The organism is Cellulomonas triticagri, assembly GCF_003696205.1.
Classification (GTDB): Bacteria; Actinomycetota; Actinomycetes; order Actinomycetales; family Cellulomonadaceae; genus Cellulomonas; species Cellulomonas triticagri.
Window position 1 is genome coordinate 1 of sequence record NZ_RFFI01000279.1, and the last position, 699, is coordinate 699.

The following is a 699-nucleotide window of genomic DNA, read 5'->3' on the forward strand; positions in this document are numbered from 1 at the left end:
AGTCCCGGCGACGGGCCCGTCGCCGCCCCACGCCCCCCAGCGTCCCCAGGCGGTCGTGGACCCGGCGCGCACCGCCAGGACCGCGCAGCCGAGCGCGCCCCAGGCGAGCACGACGAGCAGCGCCGCGACGACGTCGGACGGACGGTGCCACTGCCCGATGAGGGTGCTCACGCCGGTGGCGGCCGCGTAGAGCGCGCCGAGCACGGCCGCCCAGGGCCGCGCCCGCGGCGGGACGACGAGCAGCACGGCGACCGCGACGGACGCCGCGGCCGTGGTGTGCCCGCTGGGCAGGGTGTTGAACAGCGGCCCGTGGCCGAGCTCCGGGCGCTCCAGCACGACCTTCTTCAGCACCTGGGTGGTCACGTTGGCGCCGGCGAGCACGCCACCGGCGACGAGCGCGAGCGCCCAGCGCCGTCGCACGACGGCGATCACGGCGCAGGTGACCACCGCACCGGCGATGAAACCCACCGACACGACGTCGAGGACGGGCTCCGCGACCTCCCACAGCCGGTTCTGGCCGATGTGCGCGCCGTCGAGCGCCGCCTGGTCGACCGCCTGGCCCCGCTCGGTGCCGACGAACACCCGCCAGGACGCCGCGACGCCCGCCACGGCGACCAGCGCCACGAGCAGCGACGTCGCGACCCGGCGCACGGTGCCGGGCAGCAGGCCGCCGCGCGGGGCCGCGGGGGCGGCACCGGG

1 protein-coding gene is annotated in these 699 nt (G+C 78.4%); it reads right to left on the minus strand.

Going from position 1 to position 699, the window contains the following annotated elements; genetic code table 11:
- Nucleotides 1–699: phosphatase PAP2 family protein (locus EBM89_RS20840; protein ID WP_122151432.1), on the minus strand; the 699-nt coding region annotated here is incomplete at both ends.